The 15,871-nt window shown below is 69.4% G+C and carries 14 protein-coding genes; 8 read left to right on the top strand and 6 right to left on the bottom strand.

The window, feature by feature from the left end; all coding sequences use genetic code 11:
• The first annotated feature begins 24 nt into the window (after positions 1-24).
• The 3 genes from ACZ4LX_RS08595 to ACZ4LX_RS08585 all read left to right on the top strand — a co-directional run bounded on the left by ACZ4LX_RS08595 (position 25) and on the right by ACZ4LX_RS08585 (position 2,898).
• Entirely contained in the window at positions 25-552 is a 528-nt protein-coding gene (locus ACZ4LX_RS08595; RefSeq protein ID WP_467642381.1) for a hypothetical protein, read from the top strand.
• A 211-nt stretch (positions 553-763) separates the two neighbouring features.
• Positions 764-2,020 (top strand): GAF domain-containing protein, encoded by a 1,257-nt coding sequence (locus tag ACZ4LX_RS08590; RefSeq protein WP_467642379.1) that lies wholly within the window; start codon positions 764-766, stop codon positions 2,018-2,020.
• Positions 2,021-2,229: 209 nt separating this feature from the next.
• The gene (locus ACZ4LX_RS08585; protein WP_467642377.1) at positions 2,230-2,898 is read left to right on the top strand and encodes a GntR family transcriptional regulator; all 669 of its coding nucleotides are present in this window, start codon (positions 2,230-2,232) and stop codon (positions 2,896-2,898) included.
• Between the two features lie 54 nt (positions 2,899-2,952).
• On the opposite strand, the gene ACZ4LX_RS08580 is transcribed toward ACZ4LX_RS08585, so the two are convergent.
• Positions 2,953-3,726: an SDR family NAD(P)-dependent oxidoreductase gene (locus ACZ4LX_RS08580; RefSeq protein ID WP_467642375.1), complete on the bottom strand. Its 774-nt coding sequence runs from the start codon at positions 3,724-3,726 to the stop codon at positions 2,953-2,955.
• Between the two features lie 121 nt (positions 3,727-3,847).
• On the opposite strand from ACZ4LX_RS08580, the gene ACZ4LX_RS08575 reads away from it, so the two are divergent.
• The 5 genes from ACZ4LX_RS08575 to ACZ4LX_RS08555 all read left to right on the top strand — a co-directional run bounded on the left by ACZ4LX_RS08575 (position 3,848) and on the right by ACZ4LX_RS08555 (position 9,093).
• Complete coding sequence (locus ACZ4LX_RS08575; protein ID WP_467642373.1) at positions 3,848-4,477, top strand: bifunctional 4-hydroxy-2-oxoglutarate aldolase/2-dehydro-3-deoxy-phosphogluconate aldolase; 630 nt, start codon at positions 3,848-3,850, stop codon at positions 4,475-4,477.
• A complete protein-coding gene (locus tag ACZ4LX_RS08570) occupies positions 4,474-5,421 on the top strand; it encodes a sugar kinase (RefSeq protein WP_467642371.1) in 948 nt (315 codons plus the stop codon). The genes ACZ4LX_RS08575 and ACZ4LX_RS08570 overlap by 4 nt, the downstream gene beginning before the upstream one ends.
• Before the next feature lie 22 nt (positions 5,422-5,443).
• Positions 5,444-6,427, top strand: coding sequence for an SMP-30/gluconolactonase/LRE family protein (locus ACZ4LX_RS08565; protein WP_467642369.1), 984 nt, complete (start codon positions 5,444-5,446; stop codon positions 6,425-6,427).
• 114 nt (positions 6,428-6,541) lie between these two features.
• Positions 6,542-7,873, top strand: coding sequence for an MFS transporter (locus ACZ4LX_RS08560; protein WP_467642367.1), 1,332 nt, complete (start codon positions 6,542-6,544; stop codon positions 7,871-7,873).
• Positions 7,874-7,917: 44 nt separating this feature from the next.
• Positions 7,918-9,093, top strand: a complete 1,176-nt coding sequence (locus tag ACZ4LX_RS08555; protein ID WP_467642365.1) for a mandelate racemase/muconate lactonizing enzyme family protein — start codon at positions 7,918-7,920, stop codon at positions 9,091-9,093.
• A gap of 254 nt (positions 9,094-9,347) precedes the next feature.
• Here the strand turns inward: ACZ4LX_RS08555 and ACZ4LX_RS08550 are convergent, their stop codons facing one another.
• The 5 genes from ACZ4LX_RS08550 to ACZ4LX_RS08530 all read right to left on the bottom strand — a co-directional run bounded on the left by ACZ4LX_RS08550 (position 9,348) and on the right by ACZ4LX_RS08530 (position 15,335).
• Positions 9,348-10,334 carry a carboxymuconolactone decarboxylase family protein gene (locus ACZ4LX_RS08550; RefSeq protein ID WP_467642363.1) on the bottom strand — a complete coding sequence of 329 codons (987 nt, stop codon included), beginning with the start codon at positions 10,332-10,334 and terminating at the stop codon, positions 9,348-9,350.
• Positions 10,312-11,166: an enoyl-CoA hydratase-related protein gene (locus tag ACZ4LX_RS08545; protein ID WP_467642361.1), complete on the bottom strand. Its 855-nt coding sequence runs from the start codon at positions 11,164-11,166 to the stop codon at positions 10,312-10,314. Before ACZ4LX_RS08545 ends, ACZ4LX_RS08550 begins: the two co-directional genes overlap by 23 nt.
• A 33-nt stretch (positions 11,167-11,199) precedes the next feature.
• Complete coding sequence (locus ACZ4LX_RS08540) at positions 11,200-12,636, bottom strand: hypothetical protein (RefSeq protein ID WP_467642359.1); 1,437 nt, start codon at positions 12,634-12,636, stop codon at positions 11,200-11,202.
• Positions 12,637-12,757: 121 nt separating this feature from the next.
• On the bottom strand, positions 12,758-13,627 hold the full coding sequence (locus tag ACZ4LX_RS08535; protein ID WP_467642357.1) for an SDR family NAD(P)-dependent oxidoreductase: 870 nt from the start codon (positions 13,625-13,627) through the stop codon (positions 12,758-12,760).
• Between the two features lie 472 nt (positions 13,628-14,099).
• Positions 14,100-15,335, bottom strand: a complete 1,236-nt coding sequence (locus tag ACZ4LX_RS08530; protein ID WP_467642355.1) for a hypothetical protein — start codon at positions 15,333-15,335, stop codon at positions 14,100-14,102.
• Between the last annotated feature and the right edge of the window lie 536 nt (positions 15,336-15,871).

Here is a 15,871-nt window from a genome sequence, read left to right as displayed (position 1 = left end):
CCCCTGCTGTGGAGAATGGCAGCCATGACCCGACGTACCAGGACGGCATCGATCACCCTGCTCTGTGTCCTCGCCCTGACGAGCTGCGGGAAGAGCGCGGACGATCTCTTCTCCAATCTCAACGGCAACACGACGCCGGAGGAATCAGGCCGCCCGACTCCTTCGGGCGACGCCACCCAGGCGAATGAGCCCCCGAACTACGGCGACAACAGCCGTGCCGTGCGGGCGGATCAGCCAAGTGCGGCGGACGAGCGGAGCGCACGGGAGAAGGCCGAGAAGATCCGGTCGGCGCTGGAGGACCTCAGACGTCAGAATCGGATTCAGCCCGCGCAGGTCCGCCCGGTGCTCGCGCGGCTGGCCTCGCCCGCCCGCCTGGTCGTGGAGAAGCGGTCCGACCGGGACGGACAGACTGCCGCACAAGGCAGCATGTACGGGATCTGGATCGGCGAGTCCGCATGCCTCACGGGCGCCGTCACACAGGACCGCGTCTGGACAGAGGTCAACGGCCACTTCCCGGAGACGGGCTGCCTGCCGCCGGCCCGCACGCACTGAAGCCGGAGTGAAGTCGGCACGACCGGTCGGCAACGCGGCCGGACTGCCCTCCTCGCCAGGCCTCCCGGCCTCGGGCTCCGGGCTCCGGGCTCCGGGCTCCGGGCTCCCCACAGGATTGGCCCGCGCCCAGTGGTGGCGGTTTCAAGGGGTTGTCGCGCGGGCTCCTTGCACCGACGATGGGCAGGAATGCCGCCTTGGACGGGAGAGTGAGTTGACTGACCCCTGGGTGGCTCTGCCCGCCGACGCGGACCCCCGCGCCCGGCTCGGTGAACTACGGCGCGCGCATGAGGAGTTCACCTCCGGCGGTCCGTTGGAGACACCCGTACGCTCCGTGGTGGCACAGTCCTGGCGACGCTCCGCCCGAGCGCGGGTCAGCCCGGACGGCGCGGCATCGGTCGAGCTCCGCCCGAGCGAACTGGGTCCGTACCGGGACGCGCATCCCCTGGCTCGTGTCATGCCGGTGATCCGCGAACTCATGGGCGCCTACGCCATGGACGGCGAGCATCTGATCGCGGTCTGCGACGTGCACGGCAGGCTGCTGTGGGTCGAGGGGCACGCGCGTGCCCGTCGGCGGGCGGAGCGGATGAACTTCGTGGAGGGTGCCCGCTGGTCCGAGTCGGAGGCCGGGACGAACGCCCCCGGCACAGCACTCGCGGTCGACCGCCCCGTTCAGGTGTTCGCCGCCGAACACTTCCTCCGGCCCGTCCAGCAGTGGACGTGCGCGGCAGCCCCGCTGCACGATCCGCATTCGGGCCGGTTGCTCGGTGCCGTCGACATCACCGGCGGGCACGGGCTCGCACATCCGCACAGCCTGGCCTTCGTGCAGGCAGTGGCGCATGCCGCCGAGTCCCGGCTCGCACTCGTCGCGCCCCTTCCCGCCGGCGCTCCGGCCCGGCTCTCCGCTCTCGGCGCCGACGAGGCCCTGCTGGTACGGGACGGGCGCAGGATCCGGCTCAGCAGACGCCACAGCGAGATCCTGGTGACGCTGGCCCTCCATCCGGAAGGCCTCGACGGTGATGAACTGCTGATCGCGCTGTACGCGGACGAGTCCGTGTCCCCGGTGACGATGCGGGCCGAACTCGCCCGGCTCCGGCGGATTCTGGGGCCCGAGCTGCTGCGCTCGCGTCCGTACCGGCTGGGTGCACCGGTGGACGCCGACTTCGACGCCGTCGCGCGCAGGCTGGAGTCCGGTGCGGTGGCAGCGGCGCTCGGCGCCTACACGGGTCCCCTGCTGCCCCGCTCGCAGGCACCCGCGGTCGTCCGGCAGCGCCGCAGGATCGCCGGCCAGCTGCGGGCCGCGCTGATCGCGTGCGGTGATCCGGAGCTGCTCGCCGACTGGGCGCACAGCCCGTGGGGCACGGAGGACCTCGCCGTCTGGCGGGCGCTCGCCGCGGCGGCACCCCTGGAGCGGCGGGCGGCACTGCTGGCCAGGGCCCGGGCGCTCGACGCGGAGCAGCGCGCCCAGTAGCGCTTCGTCGCCTTGGGCGATCCGGCAGCCCCCTCCACCTGGCAACCGGAGCATGCACAGGACCTGACGGAGCGGGACTGGTGGGATGCGCGTGGCCATGGCCCGCCACGAAGCCGTCGGCCGGTGGCAGGGCCGTACGGGGTCCGGGAGGGCCGGAGAGCCGCTCGAAGCCTCTCCGAGCTGGACCGAATATCGCATACGATGGACGAATGGCGGAGAAGACGTGGGCCACCCGGCTCCCCGAGGTGAAGAGCAAGGCCGAGCTGGCGTACGACAGCATGCACGACGCCATCGTTGCCGGTCATGTACGTCCGGGCGAGCGCATCAACATGGACGAGGTGGCCCGGAATCTGGGAGTGAGCAAGATCCCGATCCGTGAAGCCATCAAGCGGCTGGAGTCCGAGGGGCTGGTCACCTCACGCGTCCACTCCGGTGTGGTCGTGACCCATGTCGACAGGACCGAGATGCGCGGGGTGTTCCTGGCCCGCGAGGCGATCGACGGGCTGGTCGCCAGGCTGGCCGCCGAGAAGAGTGACGATCGGCTCCTGTCCGACCTTCAGGGCGTACAGGACGAGATGCGGGCCGCCCTGCGCACCGGGGACACCAACGAACTACAGCGGCTCAACTCCGAGTTCCACGGTTTTTTGGCGACGGCCAGCGGCTACCGCATCCTGGCGGAGCTGACCGAACAACTGCTGCTGACCATTCGCCGCTACCGCATCGCGGCGCCGAAGGACACCCAGAACTGGTCCCTCATCATCGAGGAGCACGACGCCATCATGGACGCGCTGCGCCGCGAAGACCCTGCGGCAGCGGCCGCCGCCGCGCAGGCACACACGCTTTCACAGGCCGGCCACGAGGTGGCCGAACAGAGGTGATGGCGGGCATGGGACGAGTTGCCTTCTTCCAGCTCTCGAAGCCGGACGGATGCCTCAGTCCTGATACAGGGGCGGCAGCCCCATGCGCTCCCGGTGCTCGTCACGCAGCAGACTGGCCGCGCTGACAGCCGAGGCGCCCGCGTCGAGCACCAGTTCCGAGCCGGCCAGCAGCGCCGACTCCTCGGACGCGGCGTAGGCGACCGCGGCAGCGACCTGTTCCGGGGTGCCGAGCATGCCCATGGGGTTGGACTCGCGCAGTCTCTCCTCGTCGTTGCCCGAGCCCAGGCGCGACTCGGTGGCGGGGGTGCGCACCCAGCCCGGCGAGACGGTCACGAAGGAAATGCCGTGGCGTCCGTAGTCGACGGTGAGCTGACGGCCGAGGCCGGCCAGTGCAGCCTTGGCGGCCGCGTAGGCCGGAAGCCCGGGAGCCGCCGTGCGGTGCAGCACCGAACCGATCATGACGACGCGGCCACCACCGGCCGAGATCATTGATGGCAGCACCTCCCGTACGCACAGGAAAACGGAGGTGAGGTTGGCCGTGAGAACCCTGTGCCACTCCTCCTCGCTGGTGCGGTGGAGAGCCGTCCCCTCGGTCAGTCCCGCACAGGTGACCAGGACGTCGATGCCGCCGTGGTCGGCGATCACGCCGTGGACAAGTTCTCGTACGTCCTGTGCGCGGGTCACGTCGGCGCGGCGTGGGACGACACCGTCCAGTGCCGGGTCATGGAGGTCGGCACCCACCACACGGAAGCCGTCCGCGACGAAGCGGCTCGCGACCGCGCGTCCGATGCCGCCTGCGGCACCAGTGATCAACGCTGTTCTGCTCATCCGGAAACAACCACCTGTTCTGTGGCACTGACGCCTCGGGCCGGTCCCGGGGCGGGGGTTGAAGGATCCAAGGAAAAGTATACGATCTACGAAATCACAGCAACGGCACCAGGAGGCGCCCATGCCGACCCCTCAACTCCTCAGTGAACTCGGCAGGGAAAGACTGCTGGCCATCGTGCGCGGAACCGACCCGCACGCCACGCTCGACACGGTGCTCACCCTGTTCCGTTCCGGAGTCGGCATCGTCGAAGTCTCCCTGACCAGCACCGACGCGCTCACCGTCATCGAGAGGGCCCGAGCCGCACTCGGCCCGGACGCCCTGCTGGGCGCCGGAACCCTCTTGACGGCGCGACAGGCCCGTTCGGCCGCGAAGGCCGGCGCCCGCTTCGGCGTCACACCGGGTGTCACCGCCGCCATCGCCGAGTGCCGGGCCCTGGGCCTGCCTGTCTTCGCCGGTGCCTTCACCCCTACGGAGGTCGCCGCGGCGATGGACGAGGGCGCGAGTGCCGTCAAGCTCTTCCCCGCCTCCAGCGGCGGACTGCCGCACTTCAAGGCTCTGCGCGACCCCTTCCCCGACATCCCGTTCATACCCGTGGGCGGCGTGGACGCGGAGGCCGCCCGGGACTATCTGGCAGCCGGCGCCCTGGCCGTCGGGGTGGGCGGTCCGCTCGTCGGCGACGCGGCGCGCGGCGGGCCGCTCGACGCGCTCGCCGAGCGTGCGGCACGCTTTCGCGAGGTGACGTCCCGATGATCGACGTACTGACTTTCGGAGAGACGATGGCCGCCCTCCGGGCGGGCCGGCCGCTCCGGCTCGGCGGCTGCCTGGACCTGTCCGTGGCGGGTGCGGAGTCGAACGTGGCGATCGGCCTGGCCCGGCTCGGCCACTCGACCCGATGGGCCGGGCTGACCGGCAACGATGAGTTCGGGCGTCTGGTGCTGCGGACCCTGCGCGCGGAGAACGTCGATGTCACCTTCGCCGGCACCACCGACGCCGGGCCGACGGGCCTGGTGGTCTTCGAGCCCCGCATCGCCGACGTGGTCCGGGTGACGTACTACCGCAAGGACTCCGCCGGCAGCACCCTGTCCGCCGCCCATCTGCACGCGGCACTCGACGACGGCACCCGGCTCGTGCACGTCTCCGGCGTCACGGCAGCCCTTGGCCCCGGTCCCAGGGGGGCCGTCGCAGAAGCCGTCCAGGGCGCGGCGGATCGCGAAACTCTTGTCAGCATGGACGTGAACCACCGCAGCCGGCTGTGGCCGCCCGGCGAGGCCGCATCAGTGTTGCGTCCGCTGGCCCGGTACACAGACATCCTCATCGCCTCCGACGACGAGCTGTCGCTGGTGGCCGACGAGCGGGCGACGACGGAACGCGCCCGCGTGGAGTCCCTTCTCGAACAAGGGGTGAACGAAGTGGTGATCAAGCGCGGAGCCGACGGGGCCGAGGTGTTCCACACCGGCGGCTCGACGTCCCTTCCGGCCAGGCCGGTCCGGGTCCGCGACACGGTCGGTGCCGGCGACGCGTTCGTCGCCGGTTACCTGTCCGGCCTTCTCGACGGCGATCCGGTACCGGCCAGGCTGGAACGAGCCGTGACGACCGGCGCCTTCGCGGTCGCCTCCAACGGTGACTGGGAAGGCGCACCGACACGTGAGGAGCTGGACCTCCTGTCCGTCGCACCGGGCAGCACGATCAGGTGACCTTCACGGAAGGCGGCCTCGGATGAGCACCGGACACGATGGCGGACCCCACGCCGCCCGCAGCGCGCTGGCCCACGGTACGCAGGCGCAGCCACCACCGGACCGGGGCCGGCCATCCCTCGACACGGACACCGCATGGCAGGCGTGGACCCCGGAGCGCTTCCAACCGGCGGAGGGGCTGCGTCTGCACGACGGCATCGTGGTCTTCGTCGACCTCCTGCGCGGCGCGCTGTACCGCTGTCCCGACCGGGCGGGCGGTACAGCCGAGCGGCTGCTCCACCTCGACGTGCCACTGGGAGCGGCGGCCCCTCTCGCGGGCTCCCCCGGCGACTGGATCCTGGCCGCGGGTACGGGTATCGCCCTCGCCCTGTCCGGACGGTTTCCCGAGTGGCTGGCCAGGCCGGAGGAGGGCGCGGCGATAGCCATGCGGATGAACGACGCCGCCTGCGACCCGGCCGGGCGCTTCTGGGCAACGAGCATGGCCCGTACGGGCATCGGCGCGGTCGGCAGTCTGTACCGGGTCGGCCCGGACCGCCGTGTCCACCAGGTGCTGCGCGGCCTCACCGTTCCCAACGGCCCCGTCTTCAGTGCCTGTGGCAGCCACATGTACCTGGCCGACAGCGCCGAGCGGATCATCAGGAGGTTCACCGTCGACGCGGACACCGGCGCCCTCGGCGCACACGAGACGTTCGCGCGGCTCGCGCCCGCGGAGGGGCGTCCCGACGGCATGATCGTGGACAGCTCGGGCCATCTGTGGGTCGCCCTCTGGGGCGGTGCGGAAGTACGCCGCTACGCTCCGGACGGCAGCGTGTCGGCGCGCCTGCGCCTGCCGACACCCAACCCCAGCAGCGTGGCCTTCGGGCACGGCCGCATGTACGTGAGTACGGCACGTCACGGCTTGGAGCGTCCGGATCCGCTGGCCGGAGCGGTCCTCACCTGCCGCACGCGGTGGTCGGCTCCTGCCGCGCGGGCGTTCCGCCCGGAATCCACTCAGCACTCCGTGTAGCGCCGCGACCACAGGGGGAAGTCGCCGGATTCCCACCCCGGGGAGGCTGGCGCTCATTTCGTATATCGAATACCTTCCTTCTCGCCCGTCCCCCGTCCAAAGATGGAGAGCCACATGACCACAGGCGTGGTTACCGAAAACAACGAGACGGCCCTGCGGCGCGCCAAGGCCGACCGCCGCACGATGGTGGCGAGCACCGTCGGCACGGTCATGGAGTGGTACGACTTCAACCTCTACGGCCTGGCCTCGGCGCTGGTGTTCGGCCCGCTGTTCTTCGGTTCGTCCTCAACCGGCGGCACGCTGGCCTCCTTCGCCACGTTCGCCGTCGGTTTCGCCGCCCGCCCGATCGGCGGCATCCTCTTCGGCCACCTCGGCGACCGCATAGGACGCAAGACCGTCCTGCTGATGACCATGGTCGGCATGGGCCTGGCCACCGCCCTGGTCGGCGTCCTGCCCACCCACGCGTCGATCGGCATGTGGGCCCCCGTCCTGCTGATCGTCCTGCGCGTCTGCCAGGGCATCGCCGTGGGTGGCGAGTTCGCGGGCGCCACGCTGCTGACCGTGGAGAACGCCCCTCCGGGCAAGAGGGGCCTGTACGGCGCCATTCCCGCCATGGGCACCGGCGCCGGCTTCGTCCTCGCCAGCGCCGTCTTCGGCCTCGTCTCCATGCTGCCGGACAGCTCGTTCAACAGCTGGGGCTGGCGCGTGCCGTTCCTGATCAGTGCGGTGCTGGTGCTGTTCGGCCTGTGGGTCCGCAAGGGCATCGACGAGACGCCGGTCTTCGCCGAGCTGGAGAACCACGGCCGGCGGGAACGTTTTCCGCTCCTCGTCGCCCTGAGGAAGCAGCCGGGCGCGCTCCTGCGCACCATGGGCATCACCGTCTCCGGGTTCGTCTGGGGCTACCTGATCCAGGCCTTCGCCCTCGCCTACGCCACCAACACCCTGCACCTGTCGAAGTCGACGATGCTGTGGGCCATCGCCCTGGCCTCCGCCCTGGAGATCGTCGCCATCCCGTTCTGGGGCTGGCTGTCCGACAGGATCGGCCGCCGCATGATGGTCACCATCGGCCTGGCGTGCACAGTCGCCTACGCCTTCCCCTTCTTCGCCCTGCTGGAGACCGGACGCACCCCGCTGATCCACCTCGCCATGGTGCTGGCCATCCCGATCTGCAAGGACATGGTCTTCGGGCCCCAGGCGGCCCTGGTCGCCGAGCAGTTCGACGCCCGCGTCCGCTTCAGCGGCGTCAGCGCCGGACGTGAGATCGGCGGCGCTCTCTTCGGCGGCACCGCGCCCTTCATCGGCACAGCGCTGCAGGCGTCCAGCCACTCCATCGTCCCCGTCGCGCTGTATGTCATCGCCGGCTGCGTCGTGACGTCGATCGCCGTGTTCGCGGGCAAGGAAACGGCGCACAGCGCTCCCAAGGGATACGACGCGACCCCCGCCTGAGCCGGTACCGGACCACGCCCCTGATCTACCCAGTGGAGTACGACATGAGCAATACCCCTCTTCCCATCACCAGGGTCGAGACGCTGGCCCTGTCCGCCGGCTTCGCCGACCTGTACGACTCGCCCGACGACGTCCCCGACTGGCTGCGCTTCCCCGCCGCCAGTCACCGCGTTCTGCCGCGCCACGGCCAGTACGCGACGCTGGTCAAGGTGCATGCCGAGGACGGCAGCGTCGGCATAGGCGAGTGCTACGGCCTGCCTTCCCCCCAGGTCACCGCCACCGTGATCGCCACAGTCCTGGCGCCGCTGCTGGTGGGGCAGGACGCGCTCGCCACCACGGCGGTCTGGGACCGGCTCTTCAAGGGACAGGCGGCCGGCGGCCACAACCGCGGCTTCTACCTGGAGGCGCTGGCCGGCATCGACCTCGCGCTGTGGGACCTGCGGGGCAAGGTCGCCGGGCAGCCTGTGCACCGGCTGCTCGGCGGACCTGTCCGCGAGCGCATCGACTGCTACGCCAGTCCGGTCGCCCTGCACGCGGACCCCGAGGAATCGGCCCGCCAGGCACTCGACTACGTCAGCGAGGGATTCCGCGCCCTGAAGGTGAAGATCGGCCGAGGCGAGCGCACCGACCGGGCCCACCTCACCACCGTGCGTGAGGCCGTCGGCCCGGACATCGGCGTCCTCACCGATGTCAACTGCGCCTACGACCTCGACGAGGCCACCCGCGTCGGCAGGGTCCTGCGCGACCTGGACATCAACTGGTACGAGGAACCCCTCCAGGTCGACGACCTGCGCAACCTGGCCGAGCTGCGGCGCCGTACCGGTCTGACGATCGTCAACGGCGAGACCCACTTCACCCGTTTCGACCTGCGCGACTCACTGATGCACCAGGCCATCGACGTCTTCATGCCCAACGTGGCCCGATGCGGCGGCATCACCGAGGCCACCCGGATCACGGCCCTCGCCTCCGCGTTCCACGTCGACATCGCCCCGCACGGCGTCGGCTCCGGCGTCAGCCTGGCAGCAGCCCTTCACCTGTGCGCGGCCACCCCCAACCTGCGCACGTACGAATACAACCGACTGCCCAACCCCATCCGGGAGAACATCCTGGTCAGTCCTCCGGAGTTCCACGACGGCGCCCTGACCGTCCCCACCGGCCCCGGTCTCGGCATCGAGCTCGACGAGTCAGTGGTCGACCGATACACCATCGCCCGGTTCTGAGGGCTGTCCCCGGCTCCGTCGAGGATCGGACGTCACCGGCCGAGCACGTTCCCGCGCCCGAGAAGGGGAGGGCGCGGGACGCCGGGGGCGGAACCGGTGAACTCGCGGGCGTGCTCGACGGCAGGGGATACCAGGTCGACGCGGCCGGCTTCACCCGGGCCGTCCTCACCCGAGCCCGGCGGAGCGGCGACCGGCTCCGCCACTTCGCCGGAACCCCGCCGCCCGGCAAGAGCACTGTCGACGACACTCCTGGTTCAGGCGGCGTCCACGACCTTGCTCACACTCACCCTTTTGACCTGGCCGGCCTGAATGCCGGCAGCGACCACGACGGCCACGGGCACGGCCTCGTCCCGGAGGGCCGCGATGGCCATCTGTTCGTCGATGCCGACGACACGTGGGTTTCCGTCCGACACGATCAGCGAGACCGCGGGGGCGAGTGCGTCCAGCAGATCGGGCTCGATCCCCTCCAGTTCGGCGCCGGATTCGACTCCCAGCACGCGCACATGCTCCAGCAAGTCGATCAGGACCTGCCGGGCCGCTGAACCACCGGGCACCGGCACCGGACTCTCACTCGGGGTCAACTCGGTCACTTCGACCACGCGGTTGGCTTCCACTCGAACATGAAGCACGCACCTGGGTGTGCCAAGCACCGCAGGAAGGTCTACCACCACCACGACACCCCCGCCGCCGGTGGGATGGACGTCGAACTTCGCGCCGTGCCGCAGCACCGAGGGCGGCCACACCACTTGAGCCTCGGACGTGGCCGCGCCATGGCGCCCGGCCTCCTCGATCGATTCCATGACGACCTGCCGAGGCGGCAAAGGCGGGGGCATGGCTACGCCTGCCGCGCCCATCACTTCGGTGACGGTGGACAGCGCACTGACGGCACGTGGGATACCCGCGAACGCCGCACATTCGAGCAGCACTTCGACAATCTCTCCCGGCGCCACCCCGGCCGCGAGCGCCGTACGGACATGCACGGCGAGTGGGGTGCCGTGCATCCCGGAGGCGACGATGGTGGCGAGTGCGGCAATCTCGCGGCAGCGGGGATCCAGCGCCGGCCGGTGGTACAGATGCCCGTACACCGTCCCCACCGCCAGATCGGCCAGGCCCGCAGAGAGCGCGAAGATCCCTTCGAGGCGTTCCCCTCCGCCCTCGACCAGCCGGGCGAATGTCTCATGGCCCTGAATCGAGGCGCGCGCGAAGTCGGCTTCCCCCTCAACGCCCATGCTCGTCACCATCCACTCCTGATCGGAACGGCTGGAAATCAGGCTCTCGCTTCTCGTTGAAGGCTGTGTAGCCTTCAACGGCCTCACTTGTCTGACCGAACAACGTCAGAGCGTCGAAACAGACTCGGCCGAGACCGGCAATATGCTCCGTGTCCGCATTGAGGGAGTGCTTGAGCACGGCGAGCGCGGTCGGGGAAAAGGCGCTGCAACGGCGAGCCCACTCCACAGCGGTGGCGAGAAGCGACTCGGGGGCGACCACCTCATTGATCAGCCCCCAGGACAAGGCGGTGGCGGCGTCCAGCCGCTCGCCGAGCAGGAGCAACTGACGAGCACGCTTCTCCCCCACCACTCTGGCCAGGTAGGCGGATCCGTAGCCCGCGTCGAACGAGCCCACGGACGGGCCCGGCTGCGCGAAGACCGCCGAGGTCGACGCGACCGTCATGTCACACACCAGATGCATCACATGACCGCCTCCGAAGGCGTATCCGTTCACTGCGGCAATGGCTGGTTTGGGGCACTCGCGAATCGTTCGGTACAGCTCCTCGGTCGCCAGCTGGCCGGAGCTCCCACGGCCGTAGTCACCCACTTCGGATCGCGTCTTCTGGTCGCCGCCGGCGCCGAAGGCCCTGTCGCCGGCGCCCGTCAGCACGAAGGCACCGACCGCACGTTCCGAGCGGATCATTCGAACGGCGTCCAACAGGTGATCCACCGTGTCGCTGGTGAAGGCGTTGAGCCGCTCGGGGCGGTTGATCTCGATGACGCCCACCTGATCGGATCGCAGTATTCGTACGTCATCAAGATCGCGCCACACATCGAGTTCCGCAGTGCTCATCCGGGTTTCCATGACGACTCCTGAACGGTTGTCGTGCGCAAGGCTTCACCGAGGCCGGTCGACGTCACCTCGGATGGTGTTCTCGGCGTATGCTCCTGCTCCTTCCGAGGTGATCCGCATCGCGCGGCGAAGAAATCTGCGCGCGGCGGGCTGACGGGCAAATGGACTCATTCCGGCACGCAGTTCCACGAGCGCCTGATCCGCCCGGCCGCTGGTCAGATGGGGATAGTCGTCAAGAAAGCGGAGCCCGCTGTCCACAGCCTCGCCCAGGTGCCCCGCCTTCAGCTGAAGCGCGGCCAGGTCCGCGTGGACCATCGCACGCGACCGGCGCTCGGCCTCCGGACGATGGCGAGTGGCGGCTCCGAGTGCGCGGACGGCACCGTCGTAATCACCGAGGAACTCCCGCACGGCCGCTTCTTGCCGCAGGAGCGACCCCTCGTGGTAGCGACCGGTGACCGAGGTGCCGGGTCCGCGGGACTGGTGCAGGAGACGTTCGGCCTCGGCAACCGCGCGCATCGCGTGTGACGGACGATGGTCGAGTGCGTAGGCCACCGCCAACTGGCCTTGCACAAAAGCACGGTGAATCGACGGGCCGGCCATGGCCCGGGTGGCTGCTTCAGCGAGATCGACGGCCTGCCGTACGTGCCGGAGATGACACGCCTGCACCGACATGGCGCGCAACGTGACTGCGTAGTGGAGCGCCGAGTTGTTCTCGATGGAGAGTCGTAACGATGCCTGGTAGTACTGCTGCGCCATGCCGTGCAGGCCGTCATCAAAGTGCATGAATCCACATAGGTAGGCCAGTTGGGCCATGGCCTGGACAATGCCACGATGCAGGGTCGAGGACGCTGGTCGTCGGAGCTTTTCCGTACCGTCTCCCGCCAGGTAGAGCGCCAGAGCATGCCGAGCCCGCCCGCCACCGAAGGTGATGTCCGACTGATGGAACACCTGCGCCATCGCCTCAAGAGCGTGTACATCAGCTTTCCGGATAGCGGCTTGCCTGTGGTCGAGGTGGAAGCCTGCGGGGCCCGGCCCGATGGCCGCGGCGTCATCCAATGCGGGGACGGCGCTGTCGGGCGAGTAGACCGGTTTCACCTCCTGCTCGCCGCCGCAACGTTTTTTCGCACTCTGTTCAGAAATACTCCACAATATCTCGGCCGGGTCCCGGACGGGCACCCGCGACTGGAGCCCCGCCTCCGACGGCCTGGCAAACCCTGCGTCCGGCACGGTGATGTGCCGACCGAGGGCGCGCGACAGAGCCTCGGCTATCAGCGGCCGGGACGACCGCCGGGGCATCGTCCCGGCGAGCCAGTGCGCGACTGTGGTGCGGTCGTAACTGAGCGGCGCTCCCGACTCGCCCGACACCTGGTTGACACGCGCGGCCAACTGGCCCGCCGTCAGACCGGCCTCGGCGAGCAGGTCACGCAGAGCCTGGTTCGGTCGCATCAACTTGCCCACGAGGCCTCCCCGCTCTTCGGTCATGTGCGGTCATTGTGTCCCCACGAGGTGCACCATGACCGCACACTGCGTTTCGCCCTGCCCGCCAAGGCCGCTGACTCTCGTGTGGTTCAAGGGACGTCGGTCGGTGAGGGGAGTGGCGGGATCAGCCACCGAAGGGCGAGGGTGGCTTCGGGATGCCTGCCAGTCCGCCGTCCGCGACCGACATGCCACCGTCCAGAAGGAGCGCGTGACCCGTGAGATACGAGGACGCGGGCGACGCGAGGAACAGAGTGGCGGAGGCCACCTCCTCCGGTTCGGCCCACCGCCCGAGCGGCACGTGGGCGAGCAGCCAGTCGCTGACGGGGCCGTTGGCATGGGCAAAAGCCGTCATATCAGTACGAACCCAGCCTGGGCAGAGTGCGTTGACCCGGATGCCCGACCGCGCCCAGGCGACCCCGAGGCTGCGCGCCAGAGAAACCTGCGCGGCCTTGGACGCCGCGTACGCCTCCAACTGCGGAATGGCGATGACACCAGCCACCGAGGACATGAGCACAAGTGACGCACGCTCGGACCTCAGCAGATGAGGATGGGCGGCACGGCACACTTCAGCACTCGCGTTGAGATTGACACCGATGACTTCGTTCCAGTCCCGCTGATCGGAGTCGGCGAACGGCACGAGAAGGGGAGCGCCGTCCTCGGCACTGGGCAGGATGCCCGCGTTGTGTATGACCACGTCCAGACCGCCCAGCGCCTCCGCGGCGGATTCGACGAGGTTCTGGGCAGTGCCGGTGACCGCCAGGTCGCCGGCCAGGGGCACTCCGCGACGACCTGTCATTTCGACGGCCGCGATGGCGGGCGCGAGCGCCTCGGTGCTACGGGCAGCCAGGGCCACGTCGCATCCCGCCTCGGCCAGGGCCACGGCACAGGCCAGGCCGATGCCCCGGGAGGCGCCTGTCACCAGGGCACGTCCCGCGTCGATTCGAAGGGGGCCGCTCAGGCCGGAGACGACGGCGTCGCGCGGCGTTCGACTCATGACACGTTCCGATCTCTAGGGGCGGAAACCTCCGCCGGCAGTCCACTCACCGTGCGCGAAGAGATCCCGCCGAGCGCTCGCGGACAAGTGAGTGGAAGCCGGGCACACGTACCTCGCTGAACTGAGTGGTCGGGGCTTGGAGCGGCCCACTCGGGCGCCTCTCCGCGAGCCCCCTGAAGCGGGACGGCTGAGCAATGCTTCACGGCAGACACACGATGGCAGCCGACGGCGGCGTGGCCTCGCCGACGTATCCGCGCACAGCATCCGGTCACGTGTGTCCCTTTGAGGAACGATGCACCCCATGTCACGCCTTGGAACTCATGCCCACCACATTGGCCGCCACCGGGAACGGCGGGAAGAGGAAGCCCGGCGGACTGTGCTGAATCCAACTGCGTGATGAAAACGGACTATTGAAGTCCGCATGCTCCAGGAAAGCCGCCCCTCGCGCGCACGCCGTCGCACGGTAGGGCCGTCATCCGATGCGCCTGGTCGAGACCGACCGCAGCACGGTGTCACTCGGGCCCAACAGACGCAGTCCGGCCAGAATCTCCTCGACCAGCCGCGGAGGTGCGTCCGGGGTCGCCACGACTCCGACGGACCCGACGGAGCGCAGCCACTCCGGTTCGAGGTCGCTCAAGGCGCCCACGGCGTGGACCGGAGTGCTGGACGCCACCCACGACACGATGTCGTCCAGTTCCCGGTCGGCGGCGTCGACGGCCACGAGCAGGAGATCCACGACCGCGGCGATGGACCGCACGGTGTCGCGACGGTCGTCCGCCTCCCAGCAGTAGGTGGCGGGTCGCTGCGGAACCACGTGGGGGAACCGAGTCCGCAGACCGCCCTCGATGGCAAGAGAGGGACGCAGCGCCTGACCAGGGACGAGCACGACTCCGACAGCGTCGGGAGCCGGCACCGGTACGGACGCCGCTCCGTTCAGGTCGCTGACAACCGTCAGCGGGCCCTCCGTGGCTTCCCGCAGCAGTTCGACAGCCGCCCCATGGGGTTCGGGAGCCGCCAGCACCACGTGCTCGCCCTGCCCGGAGAGACGTCCGACCTCGCCCGCGGCCACCCTGTACCGCTCACATGTGGCATCCACCACTGGCGCCAACAGCCCTTCCTCCGAACGGGCTCGCTCCTCTTCGCTGAGCGGCAGGGGGCCGACGACCGCTACGTCGCCGGGCTTCGGTGCGATCACCTCATCGCCGAGATATCCCCCGAGCCGGTGGATCTCGTTCACCGCCGCCCGCCCACATCCCTTTGCGCCGTACACCACAACGCGCCCGCCGGCCCCAACGGCCTGCCGCCCCACCGTTTCCAGGAGCCTTCGGGTGCCCGTGCACACCGCCCCGGCTTCCTCCTTCACCAGCACCCTCGTGCGCAACGCACGCGACCACGCGGCGATCACGTCCGCCGCGACTGCGGCCCCTCGCGCGTCGCCCGCGGCGGCGAACGCCGCGAAACCGACACAGTCCGCGGGGTCGATCTCGTACGACAGAGCCCAGCCGGTCATACCTGCCTCGCCCGGCTCCTCGATCACCGCCGACGAGACCCGCGCCTCGCGGACGACCGCTGTCAGACCGCTCCGCTCGACGCTCCCTCGCAGCAGATCGGAATGTGCGCAGACGACTCGCTCGCGCGAACCATGGGCGAACCAGCCGGCTGCAATGACAATTTCACCCGGCTCGCAGGCATCCGGAGAGAAAACCATGCTCAGCATACGGGTCCTGTTCAAATTCTCTCCCTCTTGATCCCCACTCCTCGATTCGAGGAGATCGCAGCCACTTCACGTTCAGCTGCTACCTGATGGAAATATCAGACCGTCAACATGTGAGGAAATCCGAGTCACCCATTCGATGGATCCAAATCCAGCCATACCTACATGTATCACTTTTTAATGGCCCAATCAGCACACATTGGGACAGTCAGGAAGACGCTCCAGGAGGGCGCCCCAGCCCCGCCTCCCCTCAGGCCCCGAGAACGGCGGGCCCTCCGCCGCACCGAGTGCGGGCCGGCCAACATGGCCTCGGGCGCGCGGGTTTCATCACCACCGCACTTTCAACACGTCAGGGGTGACCAACCCATGGCATCCGAGCGGCCATCGCACTTGAATGTGCTGGATGGTCGACGAGCGTTTCCCACTGGACAAAAGATCCACGGACGCTCGTCCGGTGCCACAACATCGAACTGTGCGCGGATGACGACAGCGGATCGAGCCGGCCGGTAACACCCACGAGCAGCCACCGG

This window comes from Streptomyces sp. NPDC026062 (genome assembly GCF_055568375.1).
This window is presented reverse-complemented; position numbering and strand designations above follow the sequence as displayed.